Origin of the sequence: Paenibacillus vulneris (assembly GCF_039543185.1) — a bacterium.
GTDB lineage: Bacteria > Bacillota > Bacilli > Paenibacillales > NBRC-103111 > Paenibacillus_S > Paenibacillus_S vulneris.
Genome location: NZ_BAABJG010000015.1, coordinates 423,558 through 445,638, shown reverse-complemented (window position 1 = coordinate 445,638; position 22,081 = coordinate 423,558). Strand labels below are relative to the sequence as shown.

15 protein-coding genes are annotated in these 22,081 nt (G+C 51.2%); 13 read left to right on the top strand and 2 right to left on the bottom strand.

From position 1 onward, the window contains the following. The first annotated feature begins 24 nt into the window (after nt 1-24). From ABEA66_RS15590 to ABEA66_RS15535, 12 genes are all read left to right on the top strand, one after another. Entirely contained in the window at nt 25-1,398 is a 1,374-nt protein-coding gene (locus tag ABEA66_RS15590) for an LLM class flavin-dependent oxidoreductase (RefSeq protein WP_345588664.1), read from the top strand. A gap of 30 nt (nt 1,399-1,428) precedes the next feature. Next, nucleotides 1,429-2,793: an LLM class flavin-dependent oxidoreductase gene (locus ABEA66_RS15585; RefSeq protein ID WP_345588662.1), complete on the top strand. Its 1,365-nt coding sequence runs from the start codon at nt 1,429-1,431 to the stop codon at nt 2,791-2,793. Between the two features lie 360 nt (nt 2,794-3,153). Continuing rightward, the gene (locus tag ABEA66_RS15580) at nt 3,154-3,966 is read left to right on the top strand and encodes an aldo/keto reductase (protein WP_345589309.1); all 813 of its coding nucleotides are present in this window, start codon (nt 3,154-3,156) and stop codon (nt 3,964-3,966) included. A gap of 96 nt (nt 3,967-4,062) precedes the next feature. Further along, the gene (locus ABEA66_RS15575; RefSeq protein WP_079913184.1) at nt 4,063-5,169 is read left to right on the top strand and encodes an ABC transporter ATP-binding protein; all 1,107 of its coding nucleotides are present in this window, start codon (nt 4,063-4,065) and stop codon (nt 5,167-5,169) included. A 40-nt stretch (nt 5,170-5,209) separates the two neighbouring features. Beyond that, a complete protein-coding gene (locus ABEA66_RS15570) occupies nt 5,210-8,200 on the top strand; it encodes an extracellular solute-binding protein (protein WP_345588658.1) in 2,991 nt (996 codons plus the stop codon). After that, the gene (locus tag ABEA66_RS15565; protein ID WP_345588656.1) at nt 8,190-9,191 is read left to right on the top strand and encodes a carbohydrate ABC transporter permease; all 1,002 of its coding nucleotides are present in this window, start codon (nt 8,190-8,192) and stop codon (nt 9,189-9,191) included. The genes ABEA66_RS15570 and ABEA66_RS15565 overlap by 11 nt, the downstream gene beginning before the upstream one ends. Nucleotides 9,192-9,271: 80 nt before the next feature. Further along, nucleotides 9,272-10,108, top strand: coding sequence for a carbohydrate ABC transporter permease (locus ABEA66_RS15560; protein WP_256865513.1), 837 nt, complete (start codon nt 9,272-9,274; stop codon nt 10,106-10,108). A 20-nt stretch (nt 10,109-10,128) separates the two neighbouring features. After that, nucleotides 10,129-12,270, top strand: a complete 2,142-nt coding sequence (locus tag ABEA66_RS15555) for a YIP1 family protein (RefSeq protein WP_345588654.1) — start codon at nt 10,129-10,131, stop codon at nt 12,268-12,270. Next, entirely contained in the window at nt 12,267-14,552 is a 2,286-nt protein-coding gene (locus ABEA66_RS15550; protein WP_345588652.1) for a DUF5696 domain-containing protein, read from the top strand. Before ABEA66_RS15555 ends, ABEA66_RS15550 begins: the two co-directional genes overlap by 4 nt. Next, nucleotides 14,549-15,415 carry a carbohydrate ABC transporter permease gene (locus ABEA66_RS15545; protein ID WP_345588650.1) on the top strand — a complete coding sequence of 289 codons (867 nt, stop codon included), beginning with the start codon at nt 14,549-14,551 and terminating at the stop codon, nt 15,413-15,415. Before ABEA66_RS15550 ends, ABEA66_RS15545 begins: the two co-directional genes overlap by 4 nt. Before the next feature lie 40 nt (nt 15,416-15,455). Beyond that, entirely contained in the window at nt 15,456-16,427 is a 972-nt protein-coding gene (locus tag ABEA66_RS15540; protein WP_256865496.1) for a carbohydrate ABC transporter permease, read from the top strand. Between the two features lie 175 nt (nt 16,428-16,602). Then, nucleotides 16,603-17,946, top strand: a complete 1,344-nt coding sequence (locus tag ABEA66_RS15535) for an ABC transporter substrate-binding protein (protein ID WP_345588647.1) — start codon at nt 16,603-16,605, stop codon at nt 17,944-17,946. A 49-nt stretch (nt 17,947-17,995) separates the two neighbouring features. Here ABEA66_RS15535 and ABEA66_RS15530 read toward each other — a convergent pair whose 3' ends face one another. Next, nucleotides 17,996-19,132 carry an NAD(P)-binding domain-containing protein gene (locus tag ABEA66_RS15530; protein WP_345588645.1) on the bottom strand — a complete coding sequence of 379 codons (1,137 nt, stop codon included), beginning with the start codon at nt 19,130-19,132 and terminating at the stop codon, nt 17,996-17,998. Between the two features lie 18 nt (nt 19,133-19,150). Next, nucleotides 19,151-19,888, bottom strand: coding sequence for an oxygen-insensitive NADPH nitroreductase (gene nfsA / locus ABEA66_RS15525; RefSeq protein ID WP_345588643.1), 738 nt, complete (start codon nt 19,886-19,888; stop codon nt 19,151-19,153). 551 nt (nt 19,889-20,439) lie between these two features. Between nfsA and ABEA66_RS15520 the strand changes: the two genes are divergently transcribed. Next, a complete protein-coding gene (locus ABEA66_RS15520) occupies nt 20,440-21,762 on the top strand; it encodes an ABC transporter substrate-binding protein (RefSeq protein WP_345588641.1) in 1,323 nt (440 codons plus the stop codon). Nucleotides 21,763-22,081 lie beyond the last annotated feature (319 nt).

The window sequence follows — 22,081 nt, the reverse complement described above, 5'->3', positions numbered from 1 at the left end:
TCGTTTGAATGGAGCGTGTGTAGCTTGAGTTCAGGGAAAAAAAACGTGCATCTCAACGTGTTTGTTCGTATTACAGGCCACCATGCCGGCGGCTGGAAGCATCCGGACGCAGAGCCTCACAGGGATCTTGATATTGACAAGTATGTGGAATTGGCCCAGCTTGCGGAACGCGGACTCCTCGACTCCTTGTTCACGGCAGACAATTATTCGGGCACGGGTCGCAGGCTAGAGCCTTTCACGTTGCTCTCAGCTCTGGCGGCCGTCACGAAACACATCGGTCTGATCGGCACGGTAAGTACCACTTATAATGATCCGTTTCATGTAGCTAGGAAGTTCGCTTCGCTTGATTTTTTAAGTAAAGGGAGGGCAGGCTGGAACATTGTAACAGGGCATTCGCCAGCGGACGGGGACAACATCACGAAGTGGGATGGGTATCCGGAGACGGAAAAGCGGTATGACATCGGAGATGAGTTCGTCGAAGTTACTAAGCAATTATGGGACAGCTGGGATGAGGAGGGAATTCAGATTCACGACGAGCATGAACTTAGAGTGGACCGGGATCATATTCACGAAATCGATTTTCAGGGCAACTATTACCATATCAAGGGACCTTTAAACATCCCACGCCCGCCGCAAGGCTATCCTGTATTGGTACAAGCCGGTTCCTCCGAGAAAGGCAAGGAGCTAGCAGCGAAGCATGGTGAAGTCATCTTTACCGCACAACAGACGCTCGGGGCGGCACAGGAGTTTTATACCGATGTAAAATCGAGGCTGTCCAAATATGGAAGGAGTCCTGACGAGCTGGTGATCATGCCGGGACTTGGTGCTATTGTCGGTGAAACGGAAGCGGAGGCTAGAGAGCTCGAAGAGGAGCTATTTTCCCTGCTCAATCAAGAGCAAGCTCTAAAGCAGGCTTCACGGTTCTTCGCCGTGGATTTGTCGGAGTATTCGCTGGATGATCCGGTGCCGATTGATAAGATCAAGCCCGAAGACCCGCGCAAGCAGGGCGGGATCACCAGCCGCCGGGAGGTAGTGCTTGACGCAGTGCGCCGGGAGAAGACGACCATCCGGCAATTTATCAACCGCAGCGCGGGCGGACACGGTCATATTACCTTTACAGGCTCCTATATTCAAGTAGCTGATTTCATCGAGAAATGGCTGCGGGAAGGGGGAGCGGACGGCTTTAACTTGCTGCCGCAGGTGGTTCCGAACAATTTGGAGACATTCATCAACAAGGTCATCCCAGAGCTGCAGAACCGGGGGATTTACCGGACGGCTTACGAAGGGACTACCCTTCGCGATCATCTTGGACTTGCGCGACCGGCTAACAGGAATAGAGAGCTGTGGACAGCCAGTCGGCAATCTTCTAAAAGCACCTATTCCGATGCCGCCCATTAATCGATAATCCTATACGAGGTGATGTATACAATGTCGAAGCCCAATAAAAAAGCGCATTTTAATGTATTCATACGCGGTACCGGACATCATGCTGCAGCTTCGAGACATCCGTCGGTCAATCCGGATGGCGGGCTTGATTTGGAGCATTTTGCTAACCAGGCGCGCATTGCTGAGAGAGGCTTGCTGGACGCTCTGTTCGTTGCTGACGGTTATTCCGGCGTTTCTCGGCGGCTCGAGCCTTTCACGTTGTTCTCGGCCCTCGCCCCGCTAACCAAGCATCTTGGTTTCATTGCAACGGTTGGAACGACGTATAACGATCCCTACCATGTTGCCCGGCAATTCGCTTCCTTGGACCATATCAGCAAGGGACGAGCGGCATGGAACATCGTTACGACAGCACAATCTGCAGCCCATAATTTCGGACGAGGCGAGCATCCCCATGTGGATGAGCGGTACAGAGTGGGCGAGGAATTCGTCGATGTCGTCAAGCAGCTCTGGGACAGCTGGGAGGAGGATGCCCTCGTTTACGATAAAACCTCAGACCAGCGGCTGGACTCAAGCAAGGTGTACCACATTAACTTTGCCGGCAATTACTATAAAGTCAAAGGTCCGCTAAATATTCCGCGTCCGCCGCAAGGCTACCCGGTACTTGTTCAGGCCGGTTCCTCCGAAGGGGGCAAAGAGCTGGCGGCGAGAACGGCTGATGCCATCTTCACTGCCCAGCAAACATTAGCTGCTGCGCAGGAGTTTTATCGGGATGTGAAGGGCAGATTGGCCAAATTCGGCAGGACGCCGGATCAACTGCTTATTTTGCCTGGTCTATGCCCGGTCATTGGGGATACGGAAGCGGAGGCTAGAGAGCTCGAGGAGGAGTTGTTCTCACTTCTCCATTTAGAACGATCGCTCAGCAATTTGTCCCGTTATTTCACCGTCAATCTGGCTGATTATCCGCTGGATGCGCCGGTGCCACTCGATAAGCTAAGGCCTGCAGAGGAGTTTCGCACAGGGATTACCTCGCGCCGGGACGTCATTATCGATGCTGCATTCAGAGAGAAGTTCACGATCAAACAATTTGTGAGCCGAAGCGCCGGAGGACACGGTCATATTACGTTTACGGGGTCCGTTCTCCAGGTAGCCGATTTCATCGAGCAATGGATCCGGGAGGGAGGCTCGGACGGCTTCAACATTCTCCCGCCGATCTTCCCTAAGGGGCTGGAGGATTTTGTTGACAAGGTTATCCCTGAACTGCAAAATCGCGGGTTGTTCCGTACAGAATATGAGGGAACAACCCTGCGTGAAAATTATGGTCTAGCCCGTCCTGAGAATCAGCATAGAAAAGTATGGGCTGCTAACGGACAAAGCCTTGCGGCATCGGGAGAGGCGAGTTGGGCATAGCGGAATGCTATAATCGAATGGAAGAATATTGACGATATGGATTATTATTGTTGACAGTATGAAAGCAGCATACTATACTGCACATAAACATAGTTAGTACATCGGAATACTTTAATTTATTTCGATGGTCTACCGGAAAGCTGGAGACTCCTTTTTGATTCGGATGCGTGCCGAATAGAATAGGGGTCTTTTTTTCTGTAATAGAATGGGTAGATGATAGGACTCCCAGCAAAGTAACGTAATCGGTCTCAAAGCAAAGGCGACACTTGCGGGATCATCCTATGAATTAAGAAGGGGGCGATAAAGGAAGAAACTCCGATGCGTTTTGCCGCCGCCGAGCTGCCGCCAAAATAAAATCCGCTGGAGTCCGGTCAATCGGAGACGATTCTCGGCAATTTGCTCGGCGCTCGCAGACACCAAATTATCCTCGCGACAAAAGTACATGGACGGGTAGGACTTGGTGCCAACGATGCGGGGCAGAGCCGTTATCACATTTTTCGCGCCGTCGAGAACAGCCTTCGGCGACTTCAAACGGATTATATCGATTTGTACCAAGTGCATCGCTTCGACGAAAGTACACCGTTGGAGGAAACGCTGAGAGCATTGGACGATTTGGTTCGTCAAGGGAAAATTCGTTACATAGGCTGCTCCAACTACGCCGCATGGCAAATTGCGAAGGCGCACGGCATCTCGGCGCAGCTGAATTTGCACCGGTTCGAAAGCGTACAGCCTGAGTACAGCATCATCAACCGGGATATCGAGCGGGAGCTGCTGCCGTTCGCCGCTTCGGAGCAGGTGGGCGTCATTGTGTACAGTCCGCTTGGTCGCGGGCTATTGGCGGGGAAGTACGCCTTCGAACAAGCTCCTCCTGAGGGAACACGCGGGGCCGCCGGCGAGCAGCGTCTGCAAGTGCTGCTCAAACAGGAGCATCATTTTCATATCGTAGAACGGCTTAAAGCGATTGCAGCTCGGAAGGGCTGGTCTCTAGCTCAGCTTGCGCTTACTTGGGTAGTCAGCAGACCGCACATTACATCTGCCATTCTGGGGGCATCGAATCCAAGACAAGTAATCGAATCCGTTCAATATGTCGGTGAGAAGCTGAGTCCGGAAGAGCTGTCCGAGATCGACGAGATTACGAATAACCCTTATGCAGGGAAGGTTGGGCAGCTGTAAGGCAAAGTTCGCTCTGCATCTAATCCGATTAAACTTATGAGAAAAATGGGTTGAACATCACTAACACGCTCATAAGAACTGAGAGGCGTTGACTCGATGGCTGGAATTTTAATCAACCACTTATATAAAAGATACGGCAAGGATAAGCATGATGTCGTGAAGGATTTTCATCTCGAGATTCAAGACCGGGAATTTCTGGTCTTCGTCGGACCTTCCGGCTGTGGCAAATCGACAACCCTGCGGATGATCGCCGGGCTGGAGGAGGTTACTGAAGGGGAAATCTATATCGGCGATAAGCTGGTGAACCATCTGCCCCCGAAGGACAGGGATATTGCCATGGTGTTTCAAAACTATGCGTTATATCCAAATCTCACGGTGTATGAAAATATCGCTTTCGGTCTCCGAATGCGGAAGGTACAGAAGCACGTCATCGATCAAAGTGTAAAAAAGGCCGCAAGGGTGCTGGAAATCGAACAGTACCTGGACCGTAGGCCTAGGGAATTGTCTGGTGGCCAAAGGCAGCGTGTCGCGTTAGGGCGTGCGATCGTCCGCAATCCGAAAGTATTTCTCATGGATGAGCCATTATCCAACCTAGACGCGAAACTGCGCGCGCAAATGCGTACGGAGATCATCAAGCTGCACAAGTCGCTGGACGTTACCTTCATCTATGTAACCCATGATCAGGTGGAGGCCATGACGATGGGGGACCGGATTGTTGTCATGAAGGACGGCATTATCCAGCAGGTGGATACGCCGGAGGTCATTTACCGTTATCCGAGCAATACATTTGTCGCCAGCTTTATCGGATCGCCCCAGATGAATTTTCTCACAGGACGCATCGTTGAGAACGTTCCAGGAAGGCTGGAGTTCTCCACCTCAAGGTTCTCGCTGGAAATTCCGCCTGAGACGGCTAGTATACTGCTCAAGCATAAGCAATTGAACCGGACGGTTACGCTAGGGCTGCGGCCTGAGTATATCAGTCTGGAGGGGCTCTATTCCGACACGCTCCTGGTCGGCCGCTGCAAGCTGAGCGAGTTAATGGGCGCCGATCGTTTCCTGCATTTAGATATCGGACAGGATAAGCTGCTGATTGTCCGCGTGAACTCCCAGTTTCAATACAAGGACAATGAAAGTGTGCGAATTTCACCTGATATGAACAAAGCGCTATTCTTCCACATCGATACTGGCGATAGACTAAAATAGGCGCTCGATCAGCGTATGGAAGAAAGGGGGGGTAACCATATTGTTCATCAATCGATTTCACCGTTCCCGGACTCTTAGATGCCGGACGCTTCTGCTGCTATCCGCCTTGCTGGCGATCTTGGGCCTTCCGCTCTCGATTAGAAGCGGCCTTCCGGTTTACGCTGCTGAGCCTAAGTCAACACAGCCCACGAAGTCGTCTATCCAGCAGGGGCAGGCCGCCGGAAATGACCCGTTAACGGAACCCTATTATGCGTCCGTGTTGAAGACGTGGCAGGAGCAAAATATTCCGAACGCGAAGTCTGACGTCGCCATCCGTGCCACCACGCCTTCTGCCCAGTCGGATCCCGGCTCGACCGCAAGAGGCAGCCTGGAGGGCAAGCCGGATGTGCTGCTGTGGAAAGGAAGCCAGGCAAGCTGGATCGAGTACCAATTCCAGGTTCCCGCCGCAGGCTTGTATGAAATACATGCCTCGTATCATCCGCTACCTGGGAACGGCGTCGGGAATCCGATCGTATGGGATGTTGCGTTGGATGGCAGACGTCCGTTTCGAGAAGCCTCTTCGATCACGTTGTACCGCGAGTGGACTGATGCCCGTCCGATCCTCAAGAATGAAGATGGGGATGAGGTGCGCCCTCGTTCATACGAACTCGCCACGTGGCGCGTCAAGCCGTTCATTGACTCCGAGGGGGCCTATGCCGAGCCGTTAAAATGGTATTTTACCGCAGGCTCCCATACGCTGAGGATTAACGGGCTGGAACCGGTCGCGCTGGAAGAGCTTCGGCTTGTTCCCCCGCAGAAAATCGACACTTACAGTGAAGTGTCCGCATCCTATCCATTAACGCCACCCGTTCAGGCGCGGGTATTAACACTGCAGGCGGAGGATTTAGCGTATAAAAATGATACATCGATCAAATTATTTTACGATACCGATCCCCGCACCGTTCCTGAGTCCAGGGGAAGGATCACGTATAACACGGTCGGCGGCAGAAGATGGCTGTATCAGAATCAGGAAATAGTCTGGAGCTTCGACGTGCCGGAATCCGGCAAATACAAGCTGGCGCTGCGTTCGCTGCAAAATGCCATCGCGCAAAAATCATCCTTCCGTAATATTCGCATTGACGGGAAGACACCATTTCGCGAGCTGCTGGACTACAGGTTTCCATACAGCTCCGGCTGGAAAGGAACGGTCCTTCAGCAGGAAAACGGAACGCCGTTTGAATTTTATTTGACCAAGGGTACACACGAGCTGTCGATGGCGGTCAACCATGCCCCCATCAAGCCGGTGCTGCTCGGAATTGATGATTTGTCCGGCCAGCTGCGCTTGATCGAGCAGGATCTGCGGCTATTGACCGGTGGATTGGTGGATAGGAACAGGACATGGAAGGTCGCGGAGGACCTTCCCGATTTGCCGGATCGGCTCGAGAAGGCCATAAGTTCGCTGCTGTCTCTATCGGCTGCGCTTCAGCAGATCAACGGGAACAAGGACAGTATTAGTCAGGGGCTGGCTACCTCGGCACAGGACCTTCGCACGCTGCTTGGGAAAATCGATGATGTGCCCTATTACGCGGATCAAATCACAAGCATGAACCAGAAGATTAGCAATTTTATCGATACGTTGCTGCAGCAGCCGCTGCAGCTCGATGAAATCTACATAGCCCCTTCGGAGGAACGTTTTCCAAAAATGGAGGCATCGTGGTTCTCCGAGGCTGTAGGCTCGATCAAAAACTTCTTTTACTCGTTCCAAGATCGAGACAGCCTCAACAACTTAGACGATCGCGTCTTGAACGTTTGGGTTCAGCGGGGGCGGGATTACGTTGACCAGCTGCAGCAGCTGGCGGATGAGCGGTTCACCCCAGATACCGGAATTAAGGTGAAGGTCAATCTACTGCCTACGCCGCAACTGCTGCTGATGTCCAATGCCGCTGGCGTGCAGCCGGATGTGGCACTGGGCCTCACGCAAGATCTGCCGGTTGATTACGCGATCCGCGGGAGTGTAGCTGATTTATCGAAATTTCCGGGCTTTCAGGAGCTTTATAACCAATTCAGTCCAGGGTCCTGGCTTCCGTTTTATTATGACAAGGGCTTCTATGCGATTCCTGAAACGCAGTCGTTTCTAGTGTTGTTTTACCGCAAGGACATTTTGGAGCAGCTTGGGCTGAAGGTACCGCAGACATGGGCGGACGTCACAGCCATGCTGCCGACACTGCAGCGGAATTCGCTTAATTTCTATCTTAACAGTAGGGATTATACGCCCTTCTTTTATCAAAACCATTCCGATTTCTTTGAGCAAACCGGGCTAGGGACAGCACTGGATTCACCGCAAAGCTTCAAATCGTTCAAACAGTGGACCGATTTGTTTACCACTTATGCCCTAGAGAAAGAAGTACCGAGCTTCTACCAGCATTTTCGCAGAGGGACGATGCCGATTGGCGTCTCCGACTACAATATGTACGTTCAGCTGGCCGCAGCTGCTCCAGAGCTGAACGGGAGATGGGGAATAGCCGAGATCCCGGGCATCAAGCAGCCTGACGGCACGATTGAACGGTGGGCCGGAGGCGGTCAGCGAACGGGCGTTATTTTCGAGGCTTCCAAGAAGAAGGATCAGGCTTGGGAGTTCTTAAAATGGTGGGTGTCTGCAGACGTCCAGGCACAATACGGTAACGATATCGAGGCAGTAAACGGCGTTGCTTTCCGCTGGAATACGTCTAACGTCGATGCATTCGCCCGGCTTCCGTGGAAGCGGGAAGACGCGCGCGTCATTCTGGAGCAGTGGCGTTGGTATAAGGACGTTCCCAATCTCCCCGGAGGTTACTTTATGGAGCGCGAGCTTCGGAATGCGTGGCTCAGGTCCGTCGTAGACGGGATAAACTACCGTTCCTCGCTGGAGACAGCGGTACTCGATATCAATCGGGAGCTTCGGCGCAAGCAGCAGGAGTTCGGCTATGTGGACCCCGGAGGACAAACGATTAAAACGCTCGATTTGCCGGTAGTGAGTCAGCCTTGGGAAGGAGTGAACCGTTATGTTCGATAGAACGTCGCGAATTCCGTTGAATACCGCGCCGACATCAGCTGCTGCACACAAGTCCAAAGCCCGTTCGCGGGTTCGGAACAACGCGCGGGGGCTGCTCGCGCTCCTATGGGCGCACCGTTTTTCTTATTTGTTCGTCGCTCCGTTCATGCTCAGTTTTATCACATTCATTCTAATTCCGGTTCTGGCAGCAATCGGACTCAGCTTCACGTATTTCAATGCGATTCAACGGCCACATTTTATTGGTTGGCAAAACTATCAGTATTTGCTGTCGCAGGATTTACTCTTCTTGAAATATGCGCTGCCTAACACATTTCAATTCGCATTGCTAGTGGGCCCCGGGGGGTATATTGCCGCATTTTTGCTAGCCTGGCTCATTTCCCAGCTTCCAGGTACACTGCGCAAGTGGTTCGCACTTGCCATGTATACCCCGTCGTTGACTGTTGGAATCGCAATGTCGATTGTTTGGCTGCCGATGCTGACCGGGGACCGGATCGGCTACTTGAACAGCATTCTGCTTCAACTAGGCTTAATCGATGTGCCCAAATTGTGGGTGACCGACAAAGATTACTTGATGAATTCGATGGTCGTCGTGACACTCTGGTCAAGCATGGGGGTCGGTTTTCTTGCGATGCTGGCCGGCATTCTGAACGTGAACAAGGAACTGTATGAAGCGGGCAAGCTTGACGGTATCGGCAGCCGGCTGCAGGAAATCTGGTATATTACGATTCCGTCTATGAAGCCGCAGATGCTGTTTGGGGCAATCATGGCCATTGTATCTACGTTCAAGGCAGGCGCCATCGGAGTAGAGTTGTCGGGCTTGAATCCGACGCCCGAATATGCAGGTCATTTGATAATTAACCATATCGACGACTACGGCTTTATCCGTTTCGAGATGGGCTATGCGGCCGCAATTTCTGTATTCTTGCTCATTCTGATGTATTTGTCCAACCGGCTGAGCTGGAGCTTATTCGGTCCCAAGGAGGGCGAGTAATGAAGCGGATGGTTTTTTCTACAAGCTGGCCCAAGGTCAAAGCCTGGAAGCATGTGAAGCGTCTCACCGGAACGGGTCGAATGGATGCCTTTCAAAAAGTGATTATCACCATCATGGTGCTGCTCTCTCTTTTCATGCTGCTTCCTATCGTGTATATCATCAATCATGCGCTCAAGCCTTATCATGAGCTCTTTGTTTATCCTCCGAATTTCATTGTCAGAGAGCCTACGTTCCAGAATTTTATTGAGTTGTTCCTAGTGGCCGCGAATTCAACCGTTCCGATGTCCCGGTACTTGTTCAACAGCGCGATCATTACGGTGGCCGGGGTTGTGGGCGTAACAATAGTCAGTGCGATGTGCGCGTATCCGATTTCCAAGCTAAAGTTTCCAGGGCATAAAGCGATGTTCTCACTCATTCTGCTGACGCTGATGTTCGCTCCGGAGGTTATGCAGATTCCGCGGTATTTGGTAGTAAGCCATCTAGGTATCATGAATACGTACTGGGGGCATATATTACCACTGCTCGCCATGCCGGTCGGTGTATTTTTACTTAAGCAGTTTATTGATCAGCTGCCAAATGACCTGCTCGAAGCTGCCAGAATAGATGGTGCCAGTGAGTATATTATATTTTTGCGCATCGTCATTCCAGTCTGCATGCCCGCCGTAGCTACAGTAGCTATTTTGACCTTTCAGAGCGCATGGGGTAACGTAGAGACTTCCTCCTTGTTCATGCAGGACGATAATATGAAGAACTTTCCGTTCTTTCTGAGTACCCTAACGAGCAACCAAGCCAATCTCGTGGCCCGTCAGGGGGCGGCAGCTGCGGCGGCGCTCATCATGTTCGTGCCGAACCTGCTCATTTTCTTGTTTTTGCAGGGAAAAGTGATTGCAACCATGGCCCATTCGGGGATCAAATAAAAAGAGAGGAGGACATTCGTTTGCGCTTCATTCATAAGAGACTGCTTCTCTCGATTTCAGTACTATCCGTGCTCTCGGCGTTACTCTTAGGGCCAGGTACCGTTGCGGCCGATACCCCATACAGCACGAATTATAAAGACAGCTACGATCAGCTCGTCTGGACTCAGCCGGCCTACAATCCGGCTGGAGCGCTAGGGCGCGAGATTTACATCCCTGATCCACAGAAGCCCGGACATCTGCTGTTCTCACCACTCAAACAGCCGCAGGATCTTTTTATTGATGTGAAGGATCAAATTTACATTGCGGACACGGGAAACAATCGGATCATTCATCTGGATGAAAAAGGTAAGCTGATCCGCATCATTGACTTGAAAGAAAGCCCATTAAATAAGCCGCAAGGGCTGTATGTTGACGATGAAGGGCAAGTCTATATCGCAGATACTGGGAATAAACGGGTCGTGCTGCTGAATAAGGATGGGAAGCTCATCCGTGAGTACAAGCGGCCAAATTCCAAGTTTTTACCAGATTCCTTCAAGTATGATCCGGTGAAGCTGGTCGTGGACAAACGCGGATATTTGTACATCACAGTGCTTGGCGGCTACCAGGGGCTAATACAGCTGGATTCGGAAGGAGAATTCCAAGGCTTCTTCGGCGCCAACACGACCAGCTTCTCGATGCTCGATATGTTCAAGAGGATAATCTACTCCCGGGAAATGTACCAGAAAGAGATCAGCAAGCTTCCGGGTTCGATTGCTAGTGTCGCGATCGACAAAGATGGATTGATCTATACTACTTCCACCGATGTGGTTAATCGGCAGATCAAGAAGTTGAATATTGCAGGGCAGGATCAGTTGACGAGCAAGGGGGATTTCTCCACAGGGAATGTGAAGACGGAGTATGGCGAAGTGGCCTTCCTTGATTTTAACAACCGGGTACCCGTCCTATCCGATCTAACTGTAGACGGAGACGGCAACATTACCGCGATCGATTCCAAACGCAAGGTCGTAAATCAATACGACAGCTCCGGTAATTTGCTGTTCTTCTGGTGGGGGGATGACACCACGGTAAGCACTCAATTAGGTATGGTTAAGACGCCGACGGCGATCGCCAGCAATTCCCGGGACGAGCTGTTCATTCTGGACGGGGAGAACAATTTGGTACAGCACTTCCAGATATCGGAATTCGGTGCGCTTGTTCATCAAGCAAACCATCTGACACAGGAAGGCAAATACGTGGAAAGTGAAGCCCCGTGGTCCGAGGTGTACCGGCTGAACAACTACTATACACCGGCTATCGTCGGCCTAGCGAAGGCATCCTATAAGAAAGGAGATTATGAACAGGCGCAGGAGCTGTTCCTGAAAGCCGGCCATGCGCAGGGCTATTCCGATGCCTTCTGGCAGAACCGTCTGCTCTGGTTCCAGCAGCACTTCGGTGCAGTAGCGAATACGGTCTTGATTGCGGTAACTGTGCTTGTACCGGCAGGCAAATGGGTAGGAAGAAGCGGCTGGGCGGACCGCTTACAGCGTCGAAGACGGAGCCGGTTTCCGCTGGCCGGACAGCTTGCCCAAGCCTTTTACATCCTGCGCCATCCGATTGAAGGCTTCAGCGCGATGCGGTACGACGAAAAGGCAGGGTGGCTTAGCAGCTCCATTCTGCTCCTGTTGGGGCTGGGCTCGTTCTGCGTTATGCGAGCGGGAATCAGTTTTATTTTTAACCCCGAGGTATTCCTGGATGTCAACCTTCTAGCGGTGATCGTGCAGTTCCTGGTCATCTGGTTCGGCTGGATCGTTGCCAACTATTTGATCAGCTCGATTTATCGGGGGGAAGGCCGGTTCCGGGATGTCGTCTATGGCAGTGCTTATGCTACCTTTCCGCTGGTCTTGGTGGGCCTGCCCTTGACGATCATTTCGAACGTCATGACATTGAACGAAGGCTCTATTTACCATTTTCTGTACTACGGATTGTTTGTCTGGATCGGCCTTCTGCTGTTTTGGAAGGTACAGAGTCTGCAAAATTATTCGGTAGGCGAGACGGTGATCAACCTCGGCTTATCCGCATTTACGATGCTGGTATGTGGGGTGCTCATCTTTATTACGGTGGGGCTCACGAAAGAGCTTCTAGATTTCTTCTACTCAATTTACCAGGAGGTGTCAGTAAGATGAAGCGCAAACAAGTCGTCATGATTTCCGCCATTCTGCTGGCTATTCTTCTGACGGTAGGACTCCTTACGAATGGCAATACGGGAGGCACGCTACTCGCTGCGGATCCTCCGGCAGGCACAGGGGCGGGTACACAAGCTGCAGCCATTGTCTCCCAGACTGCAACCGGAACCGGTTCGCCGAAGCTGGCGCTGCCGGAAGAAGCCGGCTTCCGGCTCTCGGCGGAATCGGAGGGGCTGAGATTGTGGGTGGATGACAAAACAGCCCATTTTAAGGTGGAGCAGAAAAGCACGGGGCAGGTGTGGCGATCGTATCCAGACCCCGAGCACTGGCCCCGGGAGACTATTACCGGAACCTGGCGTAACAATCTGATGTCGCCGATTATGCTGGAATATATCGATACCTCCAATTCCAAATCGCAAGCGAAGACGATCAGCTGGCTAGAGGATAAAGGTGCTCTTGAGAGCTTTCAGTTGACGCCTGCGGGCTTTAAGGTGACCTTCAACTTTACCGTAACCGGATTCAAAATCCCTATCGAGGTGCGGCTTCGTGAAGATTACGTGGAAACGGCCGTCGACGATAAGAACATCGGGGAAGGCAAGCTCAGCCTGCTGAATGTGAAGCTGTATCCATTATTCGGAGCCGAGCCTTACGAAGAGAAGCAAGAGGGCTACATCCTGCTTCCGGATGGAGCGGGGGCGCTCATCCGGTTCAAGCCGAATCAGGCGAATGATAAATCGGTCTACCGTGCCAGTGTATACGGGAACGACGACGCCTTCTTCAATGAAAAGACCGGCCGCAATGCGCTTCGTCTGCCGGTGTTCGGCATCAAAGCAGGTCCGCAGGCTTTTGTCGGTGTGATGGTATCGGGTGAAGAGTATGGCAAGCTGTTCGCTTCGCCAACGGGAGCGTACGGCCAATACAATTGGGTAACACCCGAGTGGACGTACCGGCTCAAATATTTTCAGAGCACGAGCAAGAAGGGACCCAATGGCTTCTTTACCTACAACAAAGAGCGGTTCACCGCTCCTGAACGGGCAACCCGGTACTATTTGCTCGATCCGGAGAAAAGCGATTATGCCGGGATGGCGGAGAAGTACCGCAATTTCCTGATCAAGGAAAAAGGACTTCAACCACTCACTCCAAAGAACGGTGATGTGCCGTTCTATGCAGATATCATCGGTGCCGACGTTAAGCAGGGTCTCATGTGGGATAAATATCTGAAAGGAACGACGACCACAGAGGCTGCAGAGCTTGTGCAAACACTGCTGAACCAAGGCATCCGTAACCTCACGGTGCAATATGCAGGCTGGCAGACGGGGGGCTACAGTGCGTTCGGCGGGCTGTTCCCGGTCGACTCCCGGCTCGGCGGCAATGAAGGCATGCGCCAATTCATCCAGTTTGCTCATTCCAAGAACGTACCCGTTTATTTAACAGCGAATTACACGCTGAACAATACGGGGAGGGACGGGTTCTGGCCGGCGTTCGACGGCCTGCGCGATTTATCGGGGACCATCGTAGAATATGAGAACCCCTCCAACCACGAGATGACAACGCGAGTAAGCCCGCGCCTAACAGCAAAAACCGCTGAAGAAGATTTGAACCGGTTCAAGTCGCTGGGAGCGGACGGCATCTATTTCAACGAAGGTATAGGGCAGCTGTTGAGCAGCGATTACAACGAACGCTACAAGGCCAATCGCAGTGCTGCACTTCAGCTTCAGCGTGAAGTTCTCCAGCAGACCAAAACGGCGCTTGGCGGAGTCAGCGTAGAGGATGCCAACCTGTACGCATGGGATCAAACTGCTCATATACATAAAATGGCGGATTCGTTCTCTCACGATATTTTCGTTGATGAATCAGTACCGCTCCTGCAGATCGTGCTGCACGGCCTGGTCACCTATTCCTTGGAGTGGTCCAACCTGCGGGAGCAATACCGCGCTGACTTCCTACGCAGCATTGAGCTCGGAGCCTATCCCTCGTATGTATTTACGAGCGCACCGTCCGGCAGCTTGAAGGGGGCCTTCTCCATCTGGTACTACAGCATGGATTATAGAGAATGGCTTGCCCATGCGGCAGCAGAATATAAACGCTTTAACGAGGCACTCGGGGATGTTCAGGATCAGGTGATTGTCGGACATCGTACGCTTGCATCCGGAGTCAAGGAAACGGAATATGCCGGAGGCAAAAGAATTATCGTGAATTACAATGCGGAGCCGTATGTTCAAGGGGATCTCCGTGTTCCTGGTAAGGACTTTATCGTGCAGAGAGGAGGGGGGCGTTCATGAGAAGGCTTAATCTGCATGATTCGACGCTGCGCAAATGGGAAGGCGCCTTATTCATCTCGCCGTGGATTCTCGGATTCTACGCGTTCGTCGCCTTCCCCCTCGGCTTTTCGCTTTACATGAGCTTCCACCGAGTGAAAGTGACGGTAGGCGGCATCGAAACGACGCCTAATGGTTTCGATTATTATAAGGAAATCTTATTTGCCGACGGCGGGCTGCTGTATGACGATTTGATTCCATTCCTGAGGGAAGCGGTCATCATGATACCGGTTATTATTATTTTTTCTATGTTGATCGCCATATTACTGAACCAAAAGTTCTGGGGCAGGACACTGTTCCGGGTCATCTTCTTTCTACCGGTCATTTTCTCGTCCGGACAGATCGTACTGGAGTTTATCAAGCAGGGTGAAGGCTCGCTGGCCTTCATTGAATCGCTGCGTCTCAGCGCATATGTGGCGGAGTATGTGCCTAAGAGCTGGGTAGAGCCTATCAATCACGTTATCAGCTCCTTCGTTCTTGTGCTTTGGTACTCGGGTGTGCAGATCCTGATCTTTCTGGCTGGACGACAGACGATTTCCTCTTCCGTGTATGAGGCGGCTCGGATTGACGGAGCGGATCCGTGGAATACCTTTTGGAAGATTACGCTGCCGGGACTTATTCCGTTTATTTTTTTGAATTTGATTTTTACAGTCGTCGATTTATTTACCTTCCCGAGCAATCCGATTATCAGCAAGGTGACGACGGCCAACTACGGCTTGTCCAGCGCACTCGCGTGGATCTATTTCATGATCGTCCTCACCTTTATCGGACTCGTGCTGTTCCTGTTCAGCAGGGTTGACAAAGCATTCGGAGGAAAGCGCAGATAACAGCCGACCAATACTCGCATGAGCAAAGAGGGAGATGACCATGGAACCTATCTTCGAAAAAAATGGAGGTCGGCGGAGCGGTGAGGGTGTGTTCATAAAAGACCGCACCATGAACACCAAGTACCTGCTGCTTGGCAAGGAAGCGGATCAAGGCTTGCTGTTCCGAATATTTCTATACGTGATTTTGATCGACACCGCATTTATTTATTTGAAGCCGATTCTTTATATGGTCATCACCATGATGAAGGATTCTTCGAATATGCTTGATCCTTCCGTGGTGTGGGTACCGCGATCGATCTTCTTCGGCCATTTGGAGGAGGCACTTCGGCTGCTGAAGTTCAAGACCGGTTTTATCTATAGCATCTCGATTTCGCTGTCTGTGGCGGTTCTCCAGATCATATCGTGCGCTGCTGCCGGCTACGCCTTCGCGAGACTGGAATTTCCATTCAAAAGATTTTGGTTCATCGCCCTGGTGTTTACCTTTATTTTGCCGCCACAGCTAACGATCCTGCCCTCCATCCTGATGTTCAAGCAAATAGGCTGGGCCAATACGGTGCTGCCGATGATCGTTCCGGCAATATTCGGCCATGGGCTGAAAGGAGCCCTATTTGTCATCATTTTCCGGCAATTTTTCTTGACGCTTCCGAAGGAGCTTGAAGAGGCAGCCCGAATCGACGGAGCGAATGCATTCCGCTTTTTCTTCAAGGTTATGCTGCCGCTCTCCAAGTCGGCTATTATCGTTGTCTTCCTATTCTCGTTTGTCTGGAACTGGAACGATTTTTACTTGCCGTCCATGTACATGTCGGGATCTAAGGAGGTTCCGCTATCCATTAGTCTGGCGAAGCTGGCGGCCAGCTTATCCGCAGACGAGGCCCAAGGCGGGATCAGCATCTATGCCGAACCGATTAAGATGGCTGCATCGTTCCTGATCATCGCACCGGTGCTTGTCGTATACGCAATAGCCCAGCGTTGGTTCGTCGAGGGAATCGAGCGGACCGGTCTGGTGGAATGAGATAAACCTCTATCCAAGATCCTTCGAAGATGAGCGACCTTAAAGTTTTGCTAAAGCAAGACTCACTTCGTAAGCAGGGTAGGTTTATTCGCCAATCCGAATGTTCTTCGCACTCGCTTTAGTGCTGTAAAGAACTTAAACATTTTGATGTGTAAAGAAAGGGGTTAACTACACAATGACAAAATCCAGGTCTACTCTATTTTTGACACTAGGCATCATGACTGCATTCTTATCTGCATGCTCCAATCCGGCTAATTCAGGGACAAATGTGTCTGCAGCAGATGGTCCCGCCAAAGATGCCGGGACCGACGCCAAGCCGGTTACACTGAAGTTCTACAACAGCAGCGGCACGTTTACGAACACAGAGTTCAAAACCTTCATTGCCGACCCGGTTCATAAACGGTTCCCGAATATTACCGTGGAACGGATTGAGCCTCCGAGCGGAACGACGCCGGAAGATTTCTTCACCTCCGGTGCAGATCCGGATCTCATTTATGCCAGCTCGACCACGCACAGCAAGCTAATAAACTTGAGCGTGCTTCAGGATTTACGCGAGTATATCAAGAAGTACAGCTTCGACGAGAGCCGGGTCAAGCCGTACTTGTACAACTACGCCAAAGGGCTTTCGAATAAGGGGGAAATCCTGGCAATTCCGTTCAATTCGAACCAGCATATTTTATATTACAACAAGGACATCTTTGACAAATTCGGCGTACCGTATCCTCCTGATACCCAAATGACCTGGGAGCAAGCCATCGAACTTGGCCAGAAGCTGACGAGAACGGAGAACGGCGTCAATTACATCGGAATTGATGCAGAAGGCCCAATAGGACTGGCCAAGAGCTTGGCCTTGCCGATTATTGACTTGAAGACGAATAAATCGGTTCTAACCTCGCCGGATTGGGTGCGTGTATTCAACATCGCGAAGCTAAATTATGACATTCAGGGTTATGTAGGGAAGGACGGTAAATATGTGTACGGACGTGACGAGTTCATGAAGGACCGTAATCTTGCAATGCGCCCGACCTGGCTCGCCAACATGGTCGGTCCTTTGGAGGAGCTGCGCCAGCAAGGGCTTGAGGTAAACTGGGATATCGCTCCGATTCCGACCTTCAGCGAACATCTCGGTCAAACCCGGGAATCCCAAGTTCATACGCTGTCGGTCTCGAACAAGAGCAAGCATAAGGATGAAGCATTCCAGGCGATCTCCTTCATTTTGTCCGATGAAGTGCAGAGGACGCTGTCCCGCAACGGACGGGTGCCGGCTATCGTGAACCCTGAGCTGGAGAAGGAATACGGCGCCGATCTTCCGGTGCTGAAGGGCAAGAAAGTACAGAATGTGTTCGTCGGCAGCCCGCTTCAAGAGCACACTTTCCATCCATATGAGATTGATGTGCAGAAGTATGTGAATGAAGCCGCCAAGAGCATTGCCGTCGATAAGGTGGACGTTAATACAGCGCTGCGGAAGGCATCGGAAGAGGTCGACAAAGCAGTGGAGCGGTTCCAAAAGAATAATTAAACTCTAAGTGGTTAATGTGAAAAAAGAAGCTATAAGGAACAAGTGTTCCCTATAGCTTCTTTGTACTATCGCTCAAATTTCGGCAAATCATCGGAATAATCGATCGGCACGTTTTTCCGAGTCCGGCAATGAATCGAAACGCCGGCCCATGACTATGGGAAGCGAGCGGACCCGCGAAAAACAGGCCCGGTACACTGCTCTCGAAATGGGCGTTCAAACGAGGGAATCCGCGGCCGTTGTACGTTTCCCGCTCCACATGCATTAGCAGCTCCTCGGAGAGAAACGGGACCCTGTCCAAAGCAATCCGATAGCCTGTTGCAGCAATCAGGTGGTCGACGATACGTTCTTCACCACTGGAGAGGAGCAGATGGAGCTTGTCGCCCGGAAGCGCCTTGGCCTTTTCCACGGAGACGTGAGCCGTCTCAGGTACCTTGCCTTCCACATAAGGACGCAAGAAGGCGGCAATGCTGGCGGAGGAAGTTGTCCATTTTTCCAGCTTGTTCTCAAGCGGAAGGTCATAGAACGCATCGGCAAGCTGTATCAGCTCCATCCCTGAGCCGTTACCGACGCTATAATGAGGCGCTTCCCTGCGGTAAATCAACTCGATGTCACTACCGCTCAAATGGAGAAGTGCAGCCGCCTCCCATGCACTCTGCCCGCTGCCAAGAACCGCGACCCTGCGGCCCGAGAAGGCGCTGAAGTCGGTGTAACGGAACGTGTGAGATACGAGGCTGCCGGGAAGTCCAGCAAAAACCTCCGGTATATAAGCGTAATGCTGCAAACCGGTGGCGACGACAGTATGGCGGGCAGTAAAGATCCTGTCGGTTTCCGTTAAAGCAGAATACCCGCCTGGAATGCCGTCAAGCCGGACCACGAGCTCGGATGTAAACTCGACTCCGGTTTTATCCGCGAACCAGAACGCATAATCTAAGAAGACAGGGCGGGGCAGCGGGACAGTAATTTTCGTATGAGTCTCCTGAGCGAAACGCTGAAGGGTATATTCACCACGTTCATCCGATAGCGCGATCACATCCGGCTGGGTGCGGATAAACATATTTTGCGGCATTTGATTCTTCCAAAAATGCATAGGGTAGCCGAGCAGCACATACGATAAGCCGCGTGCAGCCGCATGTGCGGCTAGCGAAATACCGTACGGGCCAGCACCGATAATAAGCAGATCCAGCACAAGAAGCTCTCCCGTCCGTTATTCTAATTTGAATCCCCGATTCTCCAAGAAGCTTCGCATGTGTGTGCGCTGCCTGGACCGGAGACGACCCGTCATTTCCTTAGACCAGTTCGATTCCCTTGTACCCCCGGCCCGGGTAAGCATCCACTGGGACAGCTCCTGGTTATACTGTTCAATCCCTTCGGTATAAGTTTCCGTGGAATAACGTTCGCGGTGAAGCACCGTTGCTAGGGGAAGACGCGGACGTTGTGTAGGCTCTTGATCGGGGTAACCGAGACACATGCCGAATACGGGATACACCAGCTCCGGCAGTCCGATCAGGTCCGATATTTCCTGAGGATGATTGCGGATCCCACCTATAAACACAGTACCGAGACCAAGCGATTCGGCAGCGATGACGGCATTCTGGGCTGCTAGTGCGGCATCGACCGTAGCGATAATGAAGATTTCCGTGCTCGCCGGAATGGTTACTTCTTCTACAGGGGCGCAGGCATACTGCAGCCTGTGCAGATCCGCACACCACAGTAGGAAGACTGGGCATTCATCGATATACTGCTGATCTGCGGCCAAATGGGCGATCTGGCGCTTCATGTCCGGATCGGTTACAGCCACTACGCTGTAAGCCTGCATGTTGCTTGATGTAGGGGCTTTTTGGGCCGCACCGATGATTGCCTTTAGCTGGTCTTCAGTAATCGTGTCCGGTTTGTATTTTCGGATCGAACGATGCTGAAGCAGTTGGTTAATGATATGGTTCATTTACATTCACCTATCCTTTGAGAGGGGTTTGTTCGAAAAGAAAAACCGAAGACCTTGCCCATGGGGAGGTCTCCGGTTATCCGGTAGCAAATTATATTATATTAATCCAATTGGTATACTCAGTTAAATATATCACCGGATTCCAATCGCGTCAATGCAGGATTAATGGCGAACCCCGCACCAGGGATTTAAAAAAAGTATTGAATTTCATATTATTCCAAGTATAATAGTTGGTATAAATAAGTTGTAACCAACACTATTGTCTACCTGGCAACTGGAGACCGGCATCTTTGAGGGTTCATTCCTCAGCCAAGATGTTGTGTCTCTTTTTATTATCACAAAAAAATTTAAAAGATTCTGTGGTTATCGGATACGAGTATGATTAAAACCCGATAAACCGTCCATAAAGGAGCTGATAACTTTAATTGACGCTGACGAGGACTTCCTGCAACTACATATCATATCTACCGGATAACCGGGGCTAAAGGCAAATGCTGCGGCTCCGGTTTTTTCTGCCTAACGCTACAAAACTCAAGGGAAGGTGACCAACCATGTTCAAATCCGTTGTTCTGCCTATAAGCGTTATATTGATAATTCTTCCTCTAAGTGCATGCTCACAAAAGCCGGATCCTGGCTCAAATCCCAAGGATACAACGGCGGCCTCCACGGAGCCGGTCAAGCTGCTGCTGTATTCGAACGGAGCCACCTTCACTAACACGGAATTTCAAACTCTTATTGCAGACCCGGTGAAAAAGAAATACCCTAACATTACGATCGAACGGCTGGAGCCTCCGTCGACAGCCACGCCAGAGGAAATTTTTTCTTCAGGAACCGTTCCCGATCTCATCTTTTCAACCTCTACTTCATACTACAGGTTCATCAAAATGGGTGCTTTAGAAGATGTACGTGAGTTAATTAAAAAATATAATTTCGACGCGAGTAGGCTGAAGCCGTTCCTATACGATGCGGTGAAGCAAATCGCGGATAGCGGGGAAATCTACGGGATTCCGTTTAACTCCAATCAGCACATTTTGTACTACAACAAAGATATTTTTGATAAATTCGGCGTTCCTTATCCGCCGGATCAACAGCTGACTTGGGATCAGGCGCTCGATTTGGCACGTCAACTGACTCGGACCGAAGGAGGAGTTAATTATATAGGAATTGATGTTCAAGGTCCGCTGGGCTTTGCCCGGAGTTTAGCCTTGCCCGTGATAGATCCGAAGACTGGCAAGTCCCTCCTTAGCTCTCCAGATTGGGTACGCACCTTTACCTATTCCCAGAAAAACTTCGAGATCCCTGGCTTTATCGGGAAAAATAACACCTACAACTATGATAGGGATCAGTTCATGAAGGATCGGACCTTGGCCATGCGCCCTGCGTGGCTTGCCAATATGGTCGGGCCGATGGAGGAGCTGAGGCAGCAGGGGATTGAAGTGAACTGGGATATCGCCCCGATCCCGCAATTCGGCGATCATCTGGGGGAAACCAGAGAGGCACAGGTGCATTCATTATCGATATCCAGCCAAAGCAAGCACAAGGATGAAGCGTTCCAAGTGATTACCCATATTTTATCAGATGAAACTCAGCGCATTTTGGCTCGCAACGGCCGGGTTCCGGCAATCATCAACCCGGAACTGGAGAAGGAATATGGCGCTGATGTCCCCGTTCTCAAAGGGAAAAAGGTGCAAAATGTGTTCGCCGGCAAACCGCTCAAAACCCATGCGACCAACGAGTATGAAAGTGACATTACAAAGTACGTATCGGATGCGTACAGGGATATGGTCTTGAACAACATTGATGTCAATACCGCCATACGTAAAGCTTCGGAGAACATTGATAAAGAAGTTGAGCGTTTGCGAAAGAATCAATAACCTGAACAGCGTTACTATTCCAAAGATGAGGTGTATAAAAACTATCTATATGGAGCTGGCCCAATCCGCCTAACTCAGCCTGCTCGATTTGCACAGCGTGCAAAGTAAAATGCTAATAGAGTGAATAACAAAGAGCATCTTGTCCTATGAAACCAGTAGCTGAGTTACATCCCTATGCTCTATGCAGAGCCCAAAAATTCTGGTAGATCAAGCAGCCGTCCTTTCATGCCTGACTGATTCCACCATCTATCTCAATGCCAAACGCAACCTCTATCCTTTATGGACGGAGGTTGCATTCTTTGTGTTACCCACTTTAATG

Bases quoted from the DNA above. Each gene is read 5' to 3' on its own strand.
- ABEA66_RS15550 (WP_345588652.1), top strand. From the start codon at position 12,267: ATGAAGCGCAAACAAGTCGTCATGATTTCCGCCATTCTGCTGGCTATT.
- ABEA66_RS15535 (WP_345588647.1), top strand. From the start codon at position 16,603: ATGACAAAATCCAGGTCTACTCTATTTTTGACACTAGGCATCATGACT.
- ABEA66_RS15545 (WP_345588650.1), top strand. From the start codon at position 14,549: ATGAGAAGGCTTAATCTGCATGATTCGACGCTGCGCAAATGGGAAGGC.
- ABEA66_RS15565 (WP_345588656.1), top strand. From the start codon at position 8,190: ATGTTCGATAGAACGTCGCGAATTCCGTTGAATACCGCGCCGACATCA.
- ABEA66_RS15585 (WP_345588662.1), top strand. From the start codon at position 1,429: ATGTCGAAGCCCAATAAAAAAGCGCATTTTAATGTATTCATACGCGGT.
- ABEA66_RS15575 (WP_079913184.1), top strand. From the start codon at position 4,063: ATGGCTGGAATTTTAATCAACCACTTATATAAAAGATACGGCAAGGAT.
- ABEA66_RS15520 (WP_345588641.1), top strand. From the start codon at position 20,440: ATGTTCAAATCCGTTGTTCTGCCTATAAGCGTTATATTGATAATTCTT.
- ABEA66_RS15540 (WP_256865496.1), top strand. From the start codon at position 15,456: ATGGAACCTATCTTCGAAAAAAATGGAGGTCGGCGGAGCGGTGAGGGT.
- nfsA (WP_345588643.1), bottom strand. From the start codon at position 19,888: ATGAACCATATCATTAACCAACTGCTTCAGCATCGTTCGATCCGAAAA.
- ABEA66_RS15560 (WP_256865513.1), top strand. From the start codon at position 9,272: ATGGATGCCTTTCAAAAAGTGATTATCACCATCATGGTGCTGCTCTCT.